The 15272-nt window shown below is 71.5% G+C and carries 14 protein-coding genes and 1 pseudogene; 9 read left to right on the forward strand and 6 right to left on the reverse strand.

Annotated features, from left to right (window positions below):
- The first annotated feature begins 13 nt into the window (after window positions 1-13).
- The 7 genes and pseudogenes from KIS93_RS64305 (at window position 14) to KIS93_RS00305 (ending at window position 7112) form a co-directional block, all read left to right on the forward strand.
- The gene (locus KIS93_RS64305) at window positions 14-580 is read left to right on the forward strand and encodes a sugar phosphate isomerase/epimerase family protein (RefSeq protein ID WP_246005143.1); all 567 of its coding nucleotides are present in this window, start codon (window positions 14-16) and stop codon (window positions 578-580) included.
- Window positions 580-1242, forward strand: coding sequence for an EboA domain-containing protein (locus KIS93_RS00280; protein ID WP_080040322.1), 663 nt, complete (start codon window positions 580-582; stop codon window positions 1240-1242). Before KIS93_RS64305 ends, KIS93_RS00280 begins: the two co-directional genes overlap by 1 nt.
- Entirely contained in the window at window positions 1242-2096 is an 855-nt protein-coding gene (locus KIS93_RS00285; protein WP_080040321.1) for a TatD family hydrolase, read from the forward strand. The genes KIS93_RS00280 and KIS93_RS00285 overlap by 1 nt, the downstream gene beginning before the upstream one ends.
- Window positions 2096-3223, forward strand: a complete 1128-nt coding sequence (eboE, locus tag KIS93_RS00290; protein ID WP_080040320.1) for a metabolite traffic protein EboE — start codon at window positions 2096-2098, stop codon at window positions 3221-3223. Before KIS93_RS00285 ends, eboE begins: the two co-directional genes overlap by 1 nt.
- Window positions 3220-4588: pseudogene (locus tag KIS93_RS00295) on the forward strand (alkaline phosphatase family protein). The gene eboE and the pseudogene KIS93_RS00295 overlap by 4 nt, the downstream one beginning before the upstream one ends.
- Window positions 4589-4801: 213 nt before the next feature.
- Window positions 4802-5938 (forward strand): right-handed parallel beta-helix repeat-containing protein, encoded by a 1137-nt coding sequence (locus KIS93_RS00300; RefSeq protein ID WP_080040318.1) that lies wholly within the window; start codon window positions 4802-4804, stop codon window positions 5936-5938.
- Between the two features lie 25 nt (window positions 5939-5963).
- Window positions 5964-7112, forward strand: a complete 1149-nt coding sequence (locus KIS93_RS00305; protein WP_080040317.1) for a NosD domain-containing protein — start codon at window positions 5964-5966, stop codon at window positions 7110-7112.
- Between the two features lie 9 nt (window positions 7113-7121).
- Here KIS93_RS00305 and KIS93_RS00310 read toward each other — a convergent pair whose 3' ends face one another.
- On the reverse strand, window positions 7122-8327 hold the full coding sequence (locus tag KIS93_RS00310; protein WP_186403492.1) for a cytochrome P450: 1206 nt from the start codon (window positions 8325-8327) through the stop codon (window positions 7122-7124).
- Between the two features lie 252 nt (window positions 8328-8579).
- On the opposite strand from KIS93_RS00310, the gene KIS93_RS00315 reads away from it, so the two are divergent.
- On the forward strand, window positions 8580-9038 hold the full coding sequence (locus tag KIS93_RS00315) for a hypothetical protein (RefSeq protein WP_155127960.1): 459 nt from the start codon (window positions 8580-8582) through the stop codon (window positions 9036-9038).
- Window positions 9035-9640 carry a TetR/AcrR family transcriptional regulator gene (locus KIS93_RS00320; RefSeq protein ID WP_080040314.1) on the forward strand — a complete coding sequence of 202 codons (606 nt, stop codon included), beginning with the start codon at window positions 9035-9037 and terminating at the stop codon, window positions 9638-9640. Before KIS93_RS00315 ends, KIS93_RS00320 begins: the two co-directional genes overlap by 4 nt.
- A 24-nt stretch (window positions 9641-9664) precedes the next feature.
- Here the strand turns inward: KIS93_RS00320 and KIS93_RS00325 are convergent, their stop codons facing one another.
- The 5 genes from KIS93_RS00325 to KIS93_RS00340 all read right to left on the reverse strand — a co-directional run bounded on the left by KIS93_RS00325 (window position 9665) and on the right by KIS93_RS00340 (window position 14993).
- On the reverse strand, window positions 9665-10654 hold the full coding sequence (locus KIS93_RS00325) for a phosphotransferase family protein (RefSeq protein WP_080040313.1): 990 nt from the start codon (window positions 10652-10654) through the stop codon (window positions 9665-9667).
- Entirely contained in the window at window positions 10651-11841 is a 1191-nt protein-coding gene (locus tag KIS93_RS00330) for an acyl-CoA dehydrogenase family protein (RefSeq protein WP_080040312.1), read from the reverse strand. The genes KIS93_RS00325 and KIS93_RS00330 overlap by 4 nt, the downstream gene beginning before the upstream one ends.
- 254 nt (window positions 11842-12095) lie before the next feature.
- Window positions 12096-12230: a hypothetical protein gene (locus tag KIS93_RS67190; protein WP_268966984.1), complete on the reverse strand. Its 135-nt coding sequence runs from the start codon at window positions 12228-12230 to the stop codon at window positions 12096-12098.
- 110 nt (window positions 12231-12340) lie between these two features.
- The gene (locus tag KIS93_RS00335) at window positions 12341-13606 is read right to left on the reverse strand and encodes a helix-turn-helix domain-containing protein (protein WP_080040311.1); all 1266 of its coding nucleotides are present in this window, start codon (window positions 13604-13606) and stop codon (window positions 12341-12343) included.
- Window positions 13607-14210: 604 nt separating this feature from the next.
- Window positions 14211-14993: a CPBP family intramembrane glutamic endopeptidase gene (locus KIS93_RS00340; protein ID WP_080040310.1), complete on the reverse strand. Its 783-nt coding sequence runs from the start codon at window positions 14991-14993 to the stop codon at window positions 14211-14213.
- Window positions 14994-15272: the final 279 nt, after the last annotated feature.

A 15272-nucleotide genomic window follows, 5' to 3' on the forward strand; every position in this document is an offset into this window, starting at 1 on the left:
GGTCGGCGCCGACCTGGGGGCGGAGGCGGTGTCGTTCTGGTCGGGGGTCCGGCCCGGGCACGTGCCGCCGGGCCTGGCGTGGGACCGGCTGGTGGAGGGGTGCGCGCGGGTGCTGGAGGCGGCGCAGGGGGTGCCGCTGGGGTTCGAGCCGGAGCCGGGGATGCTGGTCGACACGATCGCCGGCTGGCACGCGCTGCGCCGGGCGCTCGGCGCGCCGGACGGGTTCGGCCTGACCCTGGACATCGGCCATTGCCGCTGCAACGAGCCGGACCCGGTGCCCGACTGCGTGACGGCCGTGGGCCCGTACCTGGTCAACGTGCAGATCGACGACATGCGCCGGGGGACGCACGAGCACCTGGAGTTCGGCGAGGGGGAGATCGACTTCCCGCCGGTGCTGCGGGCGCTGGCCGACTCCGGCTACCGCGGGCTGGTGGCCGTCGAGCTGCCCCGCCACTCGCACGCCGCCCCCGACGTCGCGGCCCGCTCCCTCGCCTTCCTCCGCCAGGCCGAGCAGGAGTCCGTACGGGCCGATCGGGGCGGCGCACACGACGTACCAGATCTTGAAGGAGGCAGCTCGTGATGCCACCCGAGCGGCTGCACGCCGCGCTCCGCGCCACCCCGAACGGCGCCTGGCTGGACGGGGTGCTGGAAAAGGCGCTGGACGAGACGACGGCGGCGCCGGGCACGTTCGCCCGCTCGTTCGCCGCCGCCGGCCGGCGCACCGGCCGGGGCCCGCTGCCGGGCGTGCCCGGCTGGACGGCCGACGAGGCGGCCAGGGCGTTGCTGCTGGCGGCGCTCCCGCCCGGCCGCGCCGCGACGGAGGCGCTCGACCTCTACCATCACGGCGACGCCGACGAGAAACGCGCGGTGCTGAAGGCCCTGCCGCTGCTCCCGATCGGCGCGGACGCGGTGCCCCTCCTGACGGACGCCATCCGCACGAACGACGCCCGCCTGCTGGCCGCGGCCCTCGGCCCGTACGCCGTCCATCTCGACCAGGCGCTGTGGCGGCAGGCGGTGCTCAAGTGCGTGTTCATGGGGGTGCCGCTGGCGGCGGTGGACCGGCTGGAGGAGCGGGCCGACGCCGAGCTGGCCGCCATGCTGGCGGCGTTCGCCGAGGAACGGCAGGCGGCCGGCCGCCCCATGCCGCCCGACGCCGTCGCCCTGCTCGCCCGCCTCACCAGCGATCCCTCCGGCCGTTCCGACGAGGACCAGGACGGCCGTCGCACCACCGAGGAGACCTGATGCGCATCTTCGACCCGCACATCCACATGACCTCCCGCACCACCGACGACTACGCCCGCATGGCCGCCGCCGGGATCGCCGCCGTGGTGGAGCCGTCCTTCTGGCTGGGCCAGCCGCGCACGAACCCCGGCTCGTTCACCGACTACTTCGACTCGATCCTCGGCTGGGAGCCGTACCGGGCGGCCCAGTTCGGCGTGGTGCACCACGCCACGATCGCGCTGAACCCCAAGGAGGCGAACGACCCGCGCTGCCGCCCCGTCCTCGACCTGCTGCCCCGCTACCTGGACAAGGACCGGGTGGTCGCGGTCGGCGAGATCGGCTACGACTCGATGACGCCGGAGGAGGACGACGCCTTCGAACGCCAGCTGGCCCTGGCCGTCGAGCACGAGCTGCCCGCGCTGGTGCACACCCCGCACCGCGACAAGGCGGCCGGCACGCGCCGCACGCTCGACCTGGTGAAGGCGTCCGGCATCGAGCCGGGCCGGGTCGCCGTCGACCACCTCAACGAGGTCACCATCGACCTCGTGCACGGCTCCGGCTGCTGGATGGGCTTCTCGATCTACCCGGAGACGAAGATGTCGCCACCGCGGATGGTGGAGCTGCTGCGCCGGTACGGCACGGAGCGGGTGCTGGTCAACTCGGCCGCCGACTGGGGCGTCTCCGACCCGCTGCTCACCGTGGAGACGGCGGAGGCGATGCTGGCGGCCGGGTTCGACGAGGACGACGTGGACCGGGTCATGTGGCGCAACCCGGTGGAGTTCTACAGCCAGTCGGGCCGGCTCGACCTGACGGGCGTCACCGGGGCGGCCGAGCCGACGTTCGCGGGCAGCTCCATCAAGCGCGGCGGCGAGTGATGCGGCTGCGCCACCGCTCGGGCGACACGCTGCACCTCGGCTACTGCACCAACGTGCACCCGGCCGAGGACCTCGCCGGCGTCATCGCCCAGTTCGACGAGTACGCGGTCCCCGTCAGGGACCGGCTCGGGACGGACGTGCTGGGGCTGGGGCTGTGGCTGGCCGCGCCGGTGGCCGAGGCGCTGGCCGCCGACCAGGCCCTGCGCGCGCGGCTGCGCCGGGAGCTGGCGGCGCGGGGCCTGGAGGTCGTGACGCTGAACGGGTTCCCGTACCGCTCCTTTCATGATCCGGTCGTCAAGAGGACGGTGTACCGTCCTGACTGGACGACCAGGGAGCGGCTGTCGTACACCTTCGACCTGGCCCGTATCCTGGCGGACCTGCTGCCCGACGACGCGGCCAGAGGGTCGGTCTCCACCCTGCCGCTGGCCTGGCGCGCGCCCTGGACCACGGCCATGGCCGACCAGGCGGCCCGCCGCCTCGACCAGCTCGCCGCCGGGCTGGCCGCCGTCCAGTCGTCGACGGGGCGGGTGGTGCGGGTGGCGTTCGAGCCGGAGCCGGGCTGCGTCGTCGAGACGACCGAGCAGGCGATCACCCACCTGGCCCGCGCCGACACGGGGCGGCTCGGCATCTGCCTGGACCTGGCGCACCTGGCGTGCGCGTGGGAGCAGCCGGCCACCGCGCTCAAGGCGCTGCGCGACCGGGGCCTGCCGATCGTCAAGGTCCAGCTCTCGGCCGCCCTGGAGAGCGCGGACCCGCGGGCGCTGCACGAGTACGCCGAGCCGCGCTTCCTGCACCAGACCCGCAACCCGTACGGCGACGCGGCCGACGACCTGGACGAGGCGTTCGCCCGGAACCTGCCGGGCCCGTGGCGGGTCCACTACCACGTGCCGCTGCACGCCGACCCCGCCCCGCCCCTGACGACCACCGTGCCGGTGCTGCGCGAGGCGCTGAAGGAGCTGGCAGGCGGGCCCGAGCCGTTGTGCGACCACTACGACGTGGAGACCTACACGTGGGGCGTGCTGCCGCCCGCGCTGCGCCCCCGTACCCCCGCCCAGCTCGCCGACGGCATCGCCGGCGAGCTGGCCTTCGCCCGCGACCACCTGCGCGACCTCGGAGTGACGGCATGACGAAGCTGCTGGTCCTCGACGTCGTGGGGCTGACCCCGCGACTGCTGGCCCACATGCCCCGCCTGCGGGCGGTGGCCGCGAACGGTTTCCGCGCCGAGCTCGGCACCGTCCTGCCGGCGGTGACGTGCCCGGCGCAGTCCACGTTCCTGACGGGGCTGCCGCCGTCGGGGCACGGGATCGTGGGCAACGGCTGGTACTTCCGCGACCTGGGCGAGGTGCTGCTGTGGCGCCAGCACAACGCGCTGGTCGGCGGCGAGAAGGTGTGGCAGGCCGCGCGCCGCGACCGCCCCGGCTTCACCGTGGCGAACGTCTGCTGGTGGTACGCCATGGGCGCCGACGTCGACTGGACCGTCACGCCCCGCCCCATCTACCGCGCCGACGGCCGCAAGGACCCCGACTGCTACACCGACCCGCCGGGGCTGCACGACGAGCTGACCGCGAAGCTCGGCACGTTCCCGCTGTTCAGCTACTGGGGGCCGGGGCGGGCATCGCGTCGTCGTCCTGGATCTGCCGGGCCGCCGAGCACGTCATGGCTGTCCACGACCCCGACCTGACGCTCGTCTACGTGCCGCACCTCGACTACGACCTGCAGCGTTTCGGCCCCTCCGACCCGCGCGCCGCCGCCGCGGCGGCCGAGCTGGACACCGTGCTGGCGCCGCTGCTCGACGCGGCCGCCGACCGGACCACGGTGGTGCTGTCGGAGTACGGCATCACCGACGTCTCCCGCCCGTGGACGTCAACCGCGTCCTGCGCGCCGAGGGCCTGCTGCGCGTGCACACCCAGGACGGCATGGAGTACCTGGACCCGTGGACGTCGCGCGCGTTCGCCGTCGCCGACCACCAGATCGCGCACGTCTACGTCCGCGACCCCGCCGACGTGCCGGCCGTGGCCAAGCTGTGCGCCTCCGCCGAGGGCGTCGCCACCGTGCTCGACCAGGACGGCAAGGCCGCGCACGGCCTCGACCACCCGCGCTCGGGCGAGCTGGTCCTGCTCGCCGAGCCCGACTCGTGGTTCACCTACTACTACTGGCTGGACGACGCCCGCGCCCCCGACTTCGCCCGCGTCGTCGAGATCCACCGCAAGCCCGGCTACGACCCGGCCGAGCTGTTCTTCGACCCCGCCGCCCCCGGCGCGGCCAAGCGGCGGGCGGGGCTGGCGCTGCTGCGCAAGAAGGCGGGCCTGCGTTACGTCATGAGCGTCGTCGGCCTGGACGCGGGCGCCCGCGCGGTGCGCGGCTCCCACGGCCTGCTGCCCGCCGACCCGGCCGACGCCCCCGTCCTGCTCTGCTCCGACCCGGCGCAGGCCCGCTCGCGGTACGAGGCCACGGAGGTGAAGGACCTGCTGCTGCGCCTGGCACGCGCGTGACGACGGCCGGCCCCGGCCAGGGGCCAGCCGTTTGCCCCACTTGTCCAGTTGTGGCCACTTCCGCCTTAGGTGCCGACAAATGCCACAAATGGCCGCAAACTCAAGTCGACCGCGCTCTTTCCGCCCCCCGCCCCCTCACCGCCGCACTCTGGAACGTGCCAAACGGCGCTGCGGGCTGCCCTCCAGCGCATCCGCCCAGGAGAAGGAGCACTCATGTCCCGAGGAAGAAGGCTCAGGCTCACGGCCGTCGCGTTATCGGTCGTGCTGGCCGCTCCGGGCGTCGCGCACGCGTCCGCACAGAACGCGGTGAGCTGCGGCGACGTGCTCACCAGCAGCGTCACGCTCACCGCCGACCTGGTCTGCGCGGGCGGCGTCGCGCTCACCGTCCAGACCGACGACGTGGACATCGATCTGAACGGGCACTCCTTGATCGGGACGGCTCCGGGCACGGCGATCCAGGTGCAGAACGCCGTCGGCGTAACCATCCGCAACGGCACGATCACCGGATTCACCACCGGCCTCCACGCCCGCGCCTACTTCGCTCCGGTCCCGAAGGTGACGGTCACCGACGTGCGCTTCGTCGGCTCCGGCATTCAGGGACGTCCGGCGTTCATCTCGGTGAGCGGCACGCACTCGACCTGCCATCTGGAGAACGCGAGCGTCTACGGAGCCCCCGGCAACCTCGTCGTCGACGGCTGCCGGGTGGACGGCTCCATCTACCTGTTCAACGCCAACCTCTCGGCGATCCGCCACAGCGTGCTCAGCGGCGGCCTGCTCAGCATCGGGCAGAGCGACCAGGGCGACTTCAGCGCCAACGTCTTCGACGACTATCCCGTGGACATCTGGGCCACGGAATCCAGGCGCAACGTCTTCAAGCAGAACGTGTTCAAGAACGCCGCCGTCGCCTTCACCACCACCCCGGCCTACACGCCGGCGAACGCGAGCGTGATCGAGAAGAACGTGTTCACCGGCAACGACATCGGCGTGTTCGGCAAGTGGGCGTTCAGCAACGTGATCGTCCGGAACAACGTGTTCAAGGACAACCGCACGGCCGGGATGTACCTGGAGAACTACGGCGCCATACCGAGCTCCGTCGCGGTCTCCGGCAACGTCCTCATCGGCAACGGCCACGCCCCCAGCGGCAGGAAGGACCTCGTCGGCAACCCGATCCAGGGCGGCCTGCACCTCGTCACCGGCCTGGAGCCGGTGATGCGCATCGCGCTGGCGGACAACGTCGGCATCGGCAACGCCGGCCGGATGATCTGGGCGCCGCCCGGCATGGTCATCGACGGCGGTGGCAACCAGGGCCCCTGCGAGCCCGTCCCGAACCCCGACCTCACCTGCTGGTAACCCCCTCAACCCGGAGGAGCACTTCATGTCCCGAGGAAGAAAGACCAGGCTCACGGCCGCCGCGTTATCGATCGCGCTGGCGGTGCTGGCCGTGCCCGGTGCCGCGCACGCGTCCGCGCTGGACGTCGTGAGCTGCGGTGACGTGCTCACCAGCAGCGTCACGCTCACCGCCGACCTCGTCTGCGCGGGCGGCGACGCGCTCACCGTCGGCGCCGACGGCGTCACCATCGACCTGGACGGCCACTCCATCACCGGGGACGGCACCGGGACGGCGGTTCGCGTCCACGGGCACACCGGGCTCGTCCTGCGCGACGGCAGGGTCACCGGTTTCGCGGAAGGGCTGTACGCCCTCGGGACGAGCGGCGTCTCGCCCGACGTCACCGTCACGGGCGTGCGCTTCACCGACGCGCTCGTACGGGGCCGCAACTCCACCATCACGGTCGGCGGCACCCTCGGCAACTGCCGCCTGGCGGGCGCCGACCTGCGGGGCGGGCCCGGCAAGCTCGTCGTCGACCGGTGCCGGGTCACCGGCGAGGTGCGGCTGTACGAGTCGAACTACTCGGCCATCCGGCACAGCCTGCTCAGCCACGGCCTGCTCGGCATCGGCCAGTCCGACCGGGGCGAGTACCTCACCAACGTCTTCGACGACTTCCCCGTGCTCATGGGCACCCCCGAGTGCCGCCGCAACCTGTTCAAGGGGAACGTGTTCAAGAACGCCGGCACGGCGTTCGAGACCAGCGAGGCCTACTCGCCCGCCAACGCGAACGTGATCGAGAAGAACGTGTTCCTGGCCAACGACATCGGCCTGCTGGCCGACTACACCTTCCGCAACACGATCGTGCGCGACAACGTGTTCACCGCGAACCGCACGGTCGGCATGTACCTGGAGAACCGCAGGACCGTCATCCCCAGCCCCGACCCGGTCTCAGGGAACGTGTTCGTCGGCAACGGCCACGCGCCCAGCGGCATCGTCGACGACGACGGCAACCCCGTCCAGGGCGGCCTGCACCTCATCACCCGGCTCGACCCGGCGGCGCGCATCGCGCTGGCCAACAACGTCGGCACCGGCAACGCCGGCCGGATGATCTGGGCGCCGCCCGGCATGGTCATCGACGGCGGCGGCAACCAGGGCCCCTGCCAGCCGACGCCCAACCCCGACCTCACCTGCTGGTGACCCCGAGGATCACCGGGAGGGCCAGCGGCCCCTCGGTGATCCACGACGGCGTGTAGGCGATCTCCTCAGGAGGCACCGCCAGCCGCAGCCCGGGAAAGCGCCCGAACAGGCGCGACAGCGCGATCCGCGCCTCCAGCCTGGCCAGCGGCGCCCCAGGCAGAAGTGCGGGCCCCGCCCGAAGCCCAGATGCGGCTCCTGGCCCCGCGAGATGTCGAACCGCGCGGCATCGGCCCCGAACCTCGCCGGATCGGTGCCGGTGCCGCCGAACCCGACCAGCACCGGCTGCCCCGCCGGGATGCGCACCCCGCACAGCTCCACCTCGCGCAGCGGGTAGCGGAACAGGCCGGCGCTCATCGGGCTGCGGCTGCGCAGCGCCTCCTCCACCACCTCCGCCCACGCGTCCTTCTCCCGGGCCAGGGCGAGCTGGTCCGGGTCGGCGCACAGGGCGATGACGGCGTTCGCGATCAGGTGCACGGTCGTCTCGTGGCCGGCCAGGATGACCAGCCACAGGATCCACAGGATCTCGTCGTCCCCGAGCCGGTCGCCGTCCTGCTCCTGCGCCTGGACGAGGGCGGTGGTCAGGTCGTCGCGGGGGTCGCGGCGGCGCCGCTCGATGTGGCCGGTGAGGTGGGCGATCAGGTCGTTCCACGCCTTGCCGATCTCCTCCGGGGCAGAGGTCAGCGAGATGAGCGTCGCCGCCCGGCGGCGGAGGTCCTCCCGCTCTTCCTCCGGTACGCCGAACAGCTCGCAGATCACCACGACCGGCAGCGGATCGGTGTATCCCGCCACCAGGTCCACGGGGCCATCGGCCGCCAGGCCGTCCAGCAGGTGACCGGCCAGCTCCTCGATCCGCGGCGCCAGCCCTTGCACCCGCGTCTGCGTGAACGCCCGCCCCACCAGCCCGCGCAGCCGCCGGTGCTCGGCCCCGTCCTTGTTCAGCATGTGATCCGCCTCCAGCACCTGCCGCAGCGGCCAGTCGGGCGGGATGCTGCCGTCGTGCAGCCCGCCGAAGTTCCGGGCGTCCTTGCTGAACAGGGTGTGCTCGCCGGCCAGCACCTCGCTGACCGCCTCGTAACCGGTGGCCAGCCAGCCGCCGACACCGCCCGCGAGCTCGACGGGCACGACCGGCCCCACCTCGTCCCGCAGCCGGCACACGGTCACGGTGGCGCGCTCGCCGGGGTACGGGAAGGGGATGGGGGAGCGGGGGGTGGGCATCACGATCTCCATCGCGGTACGGCGGCCTCCTGACAGATCGGACGGTAACCCGGAAAGTTGGGATTGTCCCGACCCAACCCGACCCCTCGGCCCCCACCCCTCGGCCCCCACCCCTCGGCCCCCACCCCTCGGCCCTGCCTCCGCTGCCGCCTCCGGCCCCTGCCAGCGGCACCGGGTGATCGGACACCGGCGTTCGCGGAAGATCGGGATATCGCCCCTGGGCCGGCCGTCCCCGGCGTAAGGTGTGCCGATGTGAAGCGCCGCCCCCGCCCTCTCCTGGCAGCCGCGGCAGGCGTGGCCGCCCTGGCCCCCGTCTACTACCTCACCGACGCCGCCGCCCGCTGCCTGCGCACCGGCCAGGCCGCGTTCTCCCCGGCCCCGCTCGGCCTGGCCTACCTCGCCGCCGTGGCCGTCCTCGTCACGCTCCTGACCGCCTGGCCCGCCGCCGCGCTCGGCTGCGGCGTGCCGCTGACGGCGGCGGGCGTCCTGTTCGCCCTCGACGTGGACGCCGCGATCCGCCTGGCGGCCACCCTGCCGTGGGCGCGGACCGGCGGCCTGCCGTGGTCGCCGCCGGGCGGCGCGCCGTGGGCGGAGCTGGCCGAGCCGCCCGGCACGCTGGCCGGCATGAGCGGCCTGTACGCGCTCGTCGGCGCCGTCCTCGTGCTGTCGGCGCTGCCCGGGCTCCGCCGGCGATCTATCCTGGACGTGTGAGCGGGCGGGATCCTGATCGGCGCAGGGCGCTGCTCGACGCGGCCGACCGGGTCATCATGAAGGAGGGCCCCGGCGTGTCGATGGCCGCCATCGCCGCCGAGGCCGGCATCACCAAGCCCATCCTCTACCGCCACTTCGGCGACAAGCACGGCCTCTACCAGGCCCTGGCCGACCGCCACGTGCGCACGGTCATCGCCCAGCTGCGCCCCGAGTTCGCCGCCACGGGCGCCGACCCGCGCGGCAGGGCCAGGGCGGCGATCGGCGTCTACTTCGACCTCATCGCCGCCAACCGCAACCTCTACCGCTTCCTGTTCCACCGGGCGGGCGCCGAGGACAGCCGGGTCCGCTCCCACATGACGTCGCTGGTGCGCAGCCTGGGGGAGGAGCTCGGCGAGGTCCTGGCCGCCGAGCGCGCGGTGCCCGACCCGACGCGCGCCCAGGTGCTGGGGCACGCGTTCGTCGGCATGGTGCAGACGACCGGCGACTGGTGGCTCGACCATCCGGAGGTGGACCGCGACGAGGTGGTGGAGGGCCTGGTGGACGTGATCGCGCTGGCCCTCACGCCCGCTCCCCGCACCGGAAGCCCGGCGCGCACCGCCTGACGCCTGACGCCACGGCCGTCCCGGCTACCCTCGTACTCCCCGCTGCTCGCGCAGCAACCGCAGCAGGTCCCACTCGTTCTCGCACACGCGCCGCCCGATCGCGGCCAGCTCCACGGAACGGGCGCCGCCGCGCAGGTGCCGCATCGTCTGCATGACGCAGATGACGCCCCACTTGAGCACGCCGAACGTCTCCCACCACCGCAGCGCCTCCCGATCGACCGCCTGCCCGCCGGCCTCCTCGTAGGCGTCGACGAGCTCGCCGTACTCGCCGAACCCGCCGACCGGCAGCGGCGAGCCGAACCGCCACGCCTTCACGCACAGCCACCCGAGGTCCTCCAGCGGGTCGCCGGCGTGCGCGAGCTCCCAGTCGAGCACCGCCCTGATCCCCTCGGGCCCGATGACGAGGTTGCCGTTGCGGAAGTCGCCGTGCACGACCGTACGCCGCCCACCGGCCGGACGGGTGGCGGCCAGCCGGCGCAGCGCCAGCTCGAACACCGGGTGCGGCTCGCCGAGCTGGTCGAGCACGTCCCGCCAGCGCAGCAACGGGTCGTCCACCTGCTCCTCCACGTGCTCCTGCGGCGGGAGTGCGGTGAGTGGCATGCGGTGGATGGCGGCCAGCACCTGCCCGCACTGCCGGGCCAGCCGCGGCCTGGCCGCCGCGTAGGCGTCGTCCCGCAGGATCTTGCGCGGGATCGTCTCGCCGGGGACGCGCGTCATGAGGATGTACGACTCCCCGCACGCGACGATCCGCGGCACCGGCACCCCGGCGTCGGCGGCGGCCCGCATGAGCCGCGCTTCCACACCCAGCCCCGCACCTGCCCCAGCGCTCCCCTCCATGGCGGCGGCGCCGGGGGAGTCGAGCCGCAGGATCAGCTCGTGCCTCCCCTCATCGGGCAGGGTCACGTCCAGCGCCCAGGTCTCGCGCGACGCCCCGCCGGGCAACCGCACCCCGGCCTCGACCACCGCCTTCTCTCCGAGCGCTTCACGGACGACGGCGTACAGGTCGGTGGTCATCGCAGGCCGAACTCCCACGACCCGCCCGCCGCGTATTCGCCGAGGATCCGCCGTCCCACGGAGTCGATGTGCACCTCGTCCGGACCGTCGTAGATGCGCCCGGCCCTGGCGTGCCGGTACATGCGGTCGAGCGGCGTGTCGGGCGTCAGCCCGGCGGCGCCGTACACCTGGATCGCCCGGTCGATGACGTTGTGGAGCATGCGCGCGCCCACCACCTTGATCGCCCCGATCTCCACGCGGGCCTCGGAGCCCCGGTCGATCGCCTCGGCGGCGTGCAGCGTGAGCAGCCGCGCGGACTGGATCTCGGTGTAGGAGTCGAACACGTGCTGCCGCATGAGCTGCTTGGCCGCCAGCGGCTGCCCGAACGCCGTACGCTCGTGCAGCCGTACGCACATCAGGTCGAAGGCGCGCTGCGCCTGCCCGAGCCAGCGCATGCAGTGGAAGATGCGTCCGGGCCCGAGCCGCCGCTGCGCGATGACGAAGCCCTGCCCGCGCTCGCCGAGCAGGCTCGACGCGGGGACGCGCACGTTGTCGTAACGCACCTCGCAGTGCGCGCCGTCGAGGCCCAGCACCGGCGTCTCGCGCACGATCGTGTACCCCGGCGTGTCGGTCGGCACCACGATCATGGAGAACGCGCGGTGCGGGGGCGCGTCCTGCTCGGTCCTGCACATCACGGTCGTGTACGCCGCCCGCGACGCCCCGGTGGTGAACCACTTGTGCCCGTTGATCACCCATTCGCCGCCGTCGAGCACGGCGGACGTGGTGATCTGCGTGGGGTCGCTGCTGGAGACGCCCGGCTCCGTCATCGCGAAGCTGGGGGAGATGTCGCCGCGCACCAGCGGCTCCAGGAACCGCTCGCGCTGCTCGGGCGAGGCGTGCTCGTGCAGCATCAGCGAGTCCTGCAGCGTGTACGTGCCGAGCGCGAGCTGCCCGTACTCGCTGCGCCCCTGCACCTCGTTGACGTAGACGTAGTCGAGGAACGGCAGCCCGCCCCCGCCCAGCTCACGCGGGTGGCCGAGCGCCCACAGGCCCTCCTTCTTGGCCTGCGCGCGCAGCTCCTCCAGCGCCGCCGCGGCGCCCGGCCCGCCCTCCTGCAGCACCGGCTCGGCGGGCTCGACCCGCTCGGTCATGAACGCGTGCACGGCATCGCGAACCGGCCGCACGCTGTCGGGGACCGCGAAGTTCATAATCCGCACCCAACCCGAATCCCGGGCACCGGTCAACGGCCCCGGGCAACGACGCGGTTGGGAGCAAGGCGGGAAGCTGTACGGAGAGAACCGGCAGGCAGCACAGCAGGCGGGCAGGGAAAGGTCGCCGCGGGGGGCGACCACCGCAACTGCCTGCCGGTGGCGGTACGACAAGACGAGACGGCGGCGCCCCTCATCCCCTCCGATAGGGGACGCGCTCGTCTCGCCGCGCCGGTCATCACTTGGCGATGTACTCAGCCAGGGAGCTTCGCCGCACCTTCTGGATCGCGGGTCGGGTGCCGCTGCCCGGCGCACTGCCAGGAGTAGTAGGCCCCGCCGAACCCGACGAACACCCACACCGGCATCCCCAGCTTCCGCTTGTGCACCATGAGCGCTACTGCGGAAGTTTGCTCCTATTCGAATCCGACAGAGCCGCGGCGGCGTCTTGAGGGAGGTGAGGAGACGGCATGTGATGGCTGAGGAGATTTATGACGACCCCTCAGTCGTTGTCTACGATTGTTACTCTGATCACCACGTCCTCACGGAACTTGATCCCAATAGCCTGGTGGCCGCGAAAGTCATCCTCGGAGCGGCCAACATCGACGAGGTCTGGAGGTGCGGAAAGACCTGTGGTCTGTCGCCAAGCATCGCGCCCGCTGACATTCTCGCTGAGGTAGCCGCCGTATTCGCAGTCCTCGCAGCTGCCGCAGGCACCGCATTCGGCGACACAATTCTCCTCGTGTGTCCGGAAAATGTGCTCCACGAAACTGCTCGCGTACACGAACGCTTGGAAAGGGTTCTCCCTCACTGGGACGACGACATCCGGGCGCGTCACGGTGAGCACGGCCGTGAACCCAGATGCGTCCCGCAGTAGTACCTCGGAGCGGGCGGCGTCGAAGTCCATGGCGTAAAGATCGCCCTCAAAGATCTCATCGACGATATCGCGATTGCGGCGAAGGAAGCCGAGAAGCGTGCGCGCGATGAACTCTGGTGCGGCGATGGCGCTTCCATTAGCCTTTCGCCATTCGTCCAGGGCCGTGTCCAGCGGCTCCCACCAGCGGAAGGGGTGAAGTCGCGAAAGCCTGATACGGCCATCGGATCCGATGTGATCGGCGATCTCATCCTCAGTGAATTCAGGAAAACCGAATGGAAAGCGCGAGATCTCCAAGGCGACACCGTCCCAGTCCGGGTCGTCCCTCCGGCGCTCGATACCCTCGACATACTGCCACGGAGGCATGTCACTCCACGTCTCACGCCCCCACCTTATAGCCGCGTGCAGCACGTACTCTTCCGCCAGATTCTGGAGTCTCGGCCTCACGCCGCTGTCGAGCAGGGACGCCATTCGCTGAAAGTTCTCCGCCAGTTTCTCTCGCCATGCGAGATTCCCTTGAACCCGGAACAGAACAGAGTCAGGCAGCTCTTCCATAAAATCTGGGAGATCCACCTGATCATGGGTGCTCATGTCGTAGGCCATGCCGCAAGTGGCTGATAGATGCACCGCCATAGCGGGCGTAAGAGCCCCCTCCTGGAAACTCTCGTTCAGCCTCCTCGCATGGAAGGACAGCTCCGCTGCTTTCTCCTGCGGTCGACGCTGAGTTGCCTTCAGCACACGCTCGACCGCCGACCTGGTTTTGGCCGACACTGACGAGAGATCATCCTCGGCGCGTCTCCATGTAGCCACAGAGATGCGCGCGGCCTTCGCTGCCTCGGCTTGGGTCAGCCCAGCCGCCTCGCGCGCGACCTTCACATCGACAACTTCCGCCATCGGACCTCTTCTCGCGAGCATCAACTGGCGATTGAGCGCTCAGTGAGCACTCAGCCTAGATAAGTCTCAATGCAATGGCAAGTTCTACGACACCTAGCACCCAAGCGACTTCGTTCGAGAGGCAGCAGCACCGCACGGTTCTCTTCTCGAGAACCTCCTCGCCCCCACAGGGCTGATTACTGATCGGTGGGCGGACGGGCGGTGAAGACGAAGGTTGATCGCCGGATGGATCTCCGGCCGTGTCTTCCGGGACGTGCAATATGTGCGATGATCATGGCGGCAGCAGTGCCAGTAACCTGCTGCGTACCAGGTCAGCGGTCATGTCGCTCGAAGAAACTCATGAGCCATAAAACCGTCGCCAGTTAGCTCCATGCGAGTGGATCGCTGGTAGGGGCGCCGGGTTCGCTTCCGTGCCATCTGCATGCCGCAAGGTCGTGCCATACCGTGCCAGATCTTGCTAGCGAGCGCCACGTCAGAGGCGTGATCGCCCTACCGTTAGCGTGCCACTAGACCGAATCGATCATGGTGTATCGCGCGTTCCATACGTACGGGGTGCAGGTCCAGACGTACAGTTAAGAAATCATGGATCCTTGCAAGCGAGGGGTCAGGGCAGCCAGCTCACCCGGCCGCGCAGGAAGGCGTACCCGACGAAGGCGACGGCGTCGATGAGCGTGTGCGCCATGATCAGCGGCATGGTGCGTCCCCACTTCTGGTACGCCCGCCCGAACACCACCCCCATCACCACGTTCCCGACGAACCCCCCGAACCCCTGATACAGGTGGTAGGACCCGCGCAGCAGCGACGACACCGCCACCGCCTTCCACGGCGTCCACCCGGCCTGGCCGAGCCGGTGCAGCAGGTAGCCGGCGACGATGACCTCCTCCAGCACGCCGTTCTGCGCGGCGGCCAGCAGCAGCACCGGCACCTGCCACCACTCCTCGGGCAGCGCGCCGGGGACGACGGTCAGGTTCACGCCGGCCGCCCACACCGCGAGGTAGAACGCCAGCCCGGAGCCGCCGATCGCGGCGGCGAGCAGCGCGCCGCGCAGGAGGTCGCCGCCGGGCCGGCGGAAGTCGGCGCCGATCGTCCGCAGCGACTCGCCGGAGCGCACCATGAGGTACGCCACGAGCCCCACCGGCGCGACCGCGATCGCGATCTGCACGAGCTGCAGCGCCAGGTCCAGCCAGGGCCGGCCGGGCGCCATGGACCCGACGAGCACCGCCTGCTGGCCCTTGAGCTCGCGCGGCGCGGTCAGCGACCCGATCAGCCGCACGAACGCCACCAGGGCGCTGGCACCGAGCGAGACGGACATCACGACGAAGAGCTCGGCCTTGATGAGGCGCGGTTCGAGCCCGTGAGCCGGCGCGAGGGGGGACTGAGTGTGCATGTGCGCAGATTAGCCGGTACATGATCCGATGCTGATAAAGGCGACATGTCCCCCGGCTTGCCGGGGGGACATGTCGGGTCACCGCGCGGGTGTGGCCGCCGCGCCGGGCGGCGCGCGGCCCCAACCAGCGCGCGGCCCCCAACCAGCGCGCGGCCCCCAACCGGCACGCGGCCCCAACCGGCGTGCGGGCCGCAGGATGGCGCGGGCCGGGGCCGGGCGGGGTGGCACGGGCCGGGTCACCGGACCGATGGGACGTATCGGATCGCAGGCCGGTTCTCC

Origin of the sequence: [Actinomadura] parvosata subsp. kistnae (assembly GCF_900323885.1) — a bacterium.
GTDB lineage: Bacteria > Actinomycetota > Actinomycetes > Streptosporangiales > Streptosporangiaceae > Nonomuraea > Nonomuraea composti.